General features: G+C 74.8%; 5 protein-coding genes. 2 read left to right on the top strand and 3 right to left on the bottom strand.

What is annotated here, in order from left to right:
* Positions 1–667 (top strand): phosphatase PAP2 family protein (locus F9B16_RS49415; protein WP_151547183.1); only part of this gene is annotated, 667 nt, incomplete at its 5' end.
* 42 nt (positions 668–709) lie between these two features.
* Here the strand turns inward: F9B16_RS49415 and F9B16_RS49410 are convergent.
* Positions 710–1,459 (bottom strand): alpha/beta fold hydrolase, encoded by a 750-nt coding sequence (locus tag F9B16_RS49410; protein WP_151547182.1) that lies wholly within the window; start codon positions 1,457–1,459, stop codon positions 710–712.
* Between the two features lie 81 nt (positions 1,460–1,540).
* Here F9B16_RS49410 and F9B16_RS49405 point away from each other — a divergent pair, with 81 nt between their 5' ends.
* Positions 1,541–2,515, top strand: a complete 975-nt coding sequence (locus F9B16_RS49405; RefSeq protein WP_225992665.1) for a helix-turn-helix transcriptional regulator — start codon at positions 1,541–1,543, stop codon at positions 2,513–2,515.
* Positions 2,516–2,564: 49 nt separating this feature from the next.
* On the opposite strand, the gene F9B16_RS49400 is transcribed toward F9B16_RS49405, so the two are convergent.
* Together F9B16_RS49400 and F9B16_RS49395 are read right to left on the bottom strand one after the other, a co-directional pair.
* Positions 2,565–3,185: a GNAT family N-acetyltransferase gene (locus tag F9B16_RS49400; RefSeq protein ID WP_151547181.1), complete on the bottom strand. Its 621-nt coding sequence runs from the start codon at positions 3,183–3,185 to the stop codon at positions 2,565–2,567.
* A gap of 94 nt (positions 3,186–3,279) precedes the next feature.
* The gene (locus tag F9B16_RS49395; RefSeq protein WP_151547180.1) at positions 3,280–4,299 is read right to left on the bottom strand and encodes a YihY/virulence factor BrkB family protein; all 1,020 of its coding nucleotides are present in this window, start codon (positions 4,297–4,299) and stop codon (positions 3,280–3,282) included.
* Between the last annotated feature and the right edge of the window lie 193 nt (positions 4,300–4,492).

The raw sequence follows: 4,492 nt of genomic DNA, 5'->3' as shown, positions 1-4,492 counted from the left end.
CCTCGCCACGGCCGCGGCCGTCCTGGACGTGCTGGCCGACGGCCCGCTGCGCCACCTCGACCAGTGGGTGTTCTCCGGCGGCCTGCCGCCCCGCACCGGCGCCTGGCACTGGACGTGGCGGACGATCGTCAACGGCGGCCAGTACTGGATCGTCGGGAGCCTCGCCGGGGTCACCGCGGTCACCGCCGCGTGGCGGCGCCGCAGCGTCCCGCTGCTGCTGCGCGCGGGCGTCTGGCTGGCCTGCACCGAGCTGGTCGTGCGCGCCGCGCAGGTGCTGTTCGCCCGGACCGCGCCGCTGTACGGCGAGGACGAGATGTTCGCCGCCGGGCACCTGTCGTTCCCGTCCGGGCACGCCGCCAACGCCGCCGCCTGCCTGCTGTTCATCGCCGCGATGGCCGGCGCGCCGCGCCGCTGGACGATCGCCGCGCACGCCCTGGCCGCGCTGGTCGCCGTCGCCGTCGTCGCGCTCGGCTACCACTGGCCGACCGACGCGCTCGCCGGCTGGGGGATCGGCACGCTGCTGGCCTGCGCCGCCCGCGTCCTGGTCGTGCCGGGCGAGCCCGCCCGCGACGGACGGCCCCGCGACGGACGGCCCCGCGCCGGCCGGTCTCGCGCCGGCCGGTCTCGCGCCGGGGCGGTCACCGCCGCCCCCGCCGACGACGCCTGACCCGCGCCCGCCTCACCCCCCGCTCGGAGGCGGGCCCGGACCTCACTCCTGCGCGGCGGACTCGGCGAGCAGCGCGGCCAGCTCCCGCGGCTTGGAGAACATCGGCCAGTGCCCGGTCGGCAGCTCCCGGTACGTCCAGCCCGGCCCGGCCATCGGCGCGAACACCGGATTGCCGCCGGCCGCCATCTGCTTCACCGCCGGGAGCGGGATGGTGCACAGGACCAGCGTGCGCGGCGTGTCCGGCAGCGGCTCGGGCCGCTCGAGCGGCTGCGTCGCGGTCGCGAACGGCTGCGGGGTGCCGCGCCGGCGCATCTCGGCGAGCCGCTCCGCGCTCAGGCCTTCGAGGCTGACCGGGTCGGCGCCGGCGTCGAACGGCGGCACCGGGATCGTCCAGCCGTCGCCCTCCTCGGCGACGGTCTTCTCCAGCTCCGCCCGCTCGTCGGGGGCGCGGAAGTCGATCCCCGCCATCCCGGACGGCATCGGCCCGCTGTCGACGTAGACCACGCGCGAGACGCGGTCCCCGAGCCGGTCGGCGGCGCCGGTGACCGCCATGTTCGCGCCGCTGTGCGCGACGAGGACCACCGGGCCGGGCCCGGCGTCCGCGACGGCGGCGACGACGTCGGCGATGTGGTCGTCCAGGCCCACCTCCGGCGTCAGTTCGCCCGCCCGCTCGGCCAGCCCCTTCAGCGTCACCGCACGCGCGTCGTGGCCCGCGTCCCGCAGCCCCGCCGCGACCTCCTCCCACGCCCACGCGCCCAGCCAGAACCCCGGAACCAGAACGAACGTCGCCATGTCAGCGCCCTTTCCCTCGTCGATGAGAACCACGCTAGGGTCAATACCGGACAGAACCCGCCCGGATTGGGGGAGTGGCCCGTGTCACATCCGGCGCCGGACCCCGGCCGGTCCCACCCGACGACCCGCGTCCTGGCGATGCTCGAACTGCTCCAGGCCCACCACCGCATGACCGGGGCGGACCTCGCGCGGCGGCTCGGCGTCGACGAGCGCACCGTCCGCCGCTACGCCGCCCGGCTCGACGACCTCGGCGTGCCCGTCGTCGCCGAACGCGGCCGGTACGGCGGCTACCGGCTGATGCCCGGCTACAAGCTGCCGCCGCTGATGCTCACCGACGACGAGGCGGTCGCGGTCGTGCTCGGCCTGCTGGCCGGCCGCCGCCTCGGCCTGCCCGGGCAGGCGACCGAGAGCGCGCTGGCGAAGGTGCAGCGGGTGCTGCCCGCCGCGCTGCGCGACCGCGTCCAGGCGCTGCGCGAGACCCTCGGGTTCACCCTCGCCGCCCGCGACGCCGCCGCGCCCTCCACCGGCGTCCTGCTCACCCTCGCCGCCGCCGTCCGCGAGCGCCGCCGCGTCCGGCTGCGGTACCGGTCCTGGCAGGGCGCCGACTCCGAACGCGACCTGGACCCCTACGGCCTGGTGTTCCACTCCGGACGCTGGTACGCCACCGGCCACGACCACCGCAGCGGCGAGGTCCGCACCTTCCGCGTCGACCGGATCGCCTCCGCCGAGCCCGGCACCGCCGGCTACGAGATCCCCGCCGGCGTCGACCCCGTCGGGCACGTGACGCGGTCCCTGGCCGGCGTCCCGTACGCGCACGAGGTCGAGGTGCTGCTGGAGACCAGCATCGAGGAGGCGCGCCGCAGGATCCCCGCCACCGTCGCGACCCTCACCGAGACCGCCGGGGGAGTGGTGATGACGACCCGCGCCGAGCACCTGGACGGCATGGCGCGGATGCTCGCCGGCCTCGGCTGGCCGTTCGTGATCCGGCGCCCCGGCGAACTGCGCGGGCACGTCCGCGACCTCGCCCGCCGCCTGGACGAGCAGGCCGGCCGCTGACCGGGGCCACTCGCCGGGGCCGCTTGCCAGGGAGGCGGCCGGTCGCCGGTCAGTCCCGCTCGGCCTCGCCGCCGGAACCGTCAGTGCCGTCCGCGCCGTCCCCGGCGTTTGCGGCGCGGGCGTCCCACTCGTCGCGCAGCATCGCGTAGATGACCTCGTCGGTCCACTCGCCCTTGACGAGCTCGTTCTGCACCAGGTGCGCCTCGCGCCGCATCCCGAGCCGCTCCAGCACCCGCGCGGACGCGGCGTTGCGGCCGTCCAGCCGGCCCACGATCCGGTGCAGCCCCAGCCCCTCGAACCCCAGCCGCAGCACCTCCTCGGCCGCCTCCGTCGCAAACCCCTTGCCGTGGAAGCTCGGATTGAGGATGTAGCCGATCTCGCCCTGCCGGTGCTCGCGGCTGCGCCACTGCAGATTGACCTCGCCGACCAGATCGCCGGTCTCGCGCCACTCGACCGCCAGGACGAGCCAGTCGCCCTCCTTCTCCAGCGTCGCGGCGGCCATTTTCTCGCGCAGGAACGACCGCGATTCCTCCCGGTCGCGCGGCTCCCAATAGAGGAAACGCGCCACCTCCGGAAGGGACTGGTAGGCGTAGAGGCTCTCCAGATCGTCTTCTCGGAACGGACGCAGGGTCAGCCGCCCGGTCTCGATGGGAAAGGTGGGACGAAGCACCCGCCGATCCTATTCACCCGGCTCGCCGTTGGGCGACCCGTGGTTCCCCGGTAACCGGCCGTCCGCACGCCGGCCGCACCGGCGTCACCTCCGGTCAGGACCGGGTCGCGCCGTGCCGGCCCTCTCCGCCGCCCGCATTCTCGTCGGCGTTCCGGCCGCCCGCGACGCCGGTCTCGCGTTTCTCCTCGTCGCTGAACCCGCGGGTGTCGCGGAATTCGACATAGGGTTCGCGGCCGGCGCGGCGCCCGCCGGCGGCGATGGCCCGCCCGCGCTCGAGTTCGGCGTTCATCTCCGCGCCCAGCAGGATCGCCAGATTCGTGATCCACAGCCACACCAGGAAGATGATGATCCCGGCGAGGCTGCCATAGGTCTTGTTGTAATTGGAGAAGTTCGTCACGTAGGCCGCGAACACCCCGGACGCCACCAGCCACAGCACGATGGCCAGCACCCCGCCCGGGGTGACCCAGCGGAAACCGCGCTTGGCGTTCGGCGCCGCCCAGTACAGCAGCGCGAACAGGAAACTGACGATGATCAGCATCACCGGCCATTTGACGATGTCCCACACCGTCACGGCCGTCGAGCCGAGCCCGAGCAGGTCGCCGGCCTTGCGGGCGAGCGGCCCGGAGACGATCACCGCGATGACCGACACCGACAGCAGCACCAGCGTGACGACCGTGACGCCGACGCGCAGCGGCACCGTCTTCCAGACCGGCCGGCCCTCGGGGATGTCGTAGATGGCGTTGGACGCGCGCATGAACGCGCCCACGTACCCCGACGCCGACCAGACCGCGGCGAGGATGCCGACGATCGCGATGACGCCGGCGCCGGCGCGGTTGTTCTGCAGCTGGGTGATCGCGTTGACCAGGACGGTCTTCACCGCGCTCGGCGCGATCCCGTTGAGGTTGTCGATGAGGTCGCTGGTGACCGATTTGCCGCCGAGCCCGATCAGCGACACCACCACCAGCATCGCCGGGAAGATCGACAGGATGGCGTAGTAGGTGAGGGCCGCCGCCCAGTCCGACAGGTTGTCGCGCTGGAACTCGCCGGCGGCGCGCTTGGCGGCGCGCCCCCACGAGGTGGCGGGCAGATCGGTGGGCGCGGAGGGCGTGCGCATGCCGGTCGTCCTCTCCGGTGGTCAGAGGTTCAGCGGTCCGCGGCCGGTGCGGCGCACCCGGATCGGGGCGCGCTGCGCGCGCCGCACCCGGACCTGGACCGGCGCGTTGCGGATCCGGCGGCGCAGCCGCGCCTGCGCGGTGCGGCGGCGCCGCATCCACACCGTCAGCGCCGCGACGGCGCCCGCCGCGGCG

It is taken from the genome of Actinomadura montaniterrae, assembly GCF_008923365.1.
Lineage (GTDB): Bacteria > Actinomycetota > Actinomycetes > Streptosporangiales > Streptosporangiaceae > Spirillospora > Spirillospora montaniterrae.
Note: the sequence above shows the minus strand (reverse complement) of the source record. Positions and strands in the feature narration are given on the sequence as shown.

Bases quoted from the DNA above. Each gene is read 5' to 3' on its own strand.
- F9B16_RS49410 (WP_151547182.1), bottom strand. From the start codon at position 1,459: ATGGCGACGTTCGTTCTGGTTCCGGGGTTCTGGCTGGGCGCGTGGGCG.
- F9B16_RS49395 (WP_151547180.1), bottom strand. From the start codon at position 4,299: ATGCGCACGCCCTCCGCGCCCACCGATCTGCCCGCCACCTCGTGGGGG.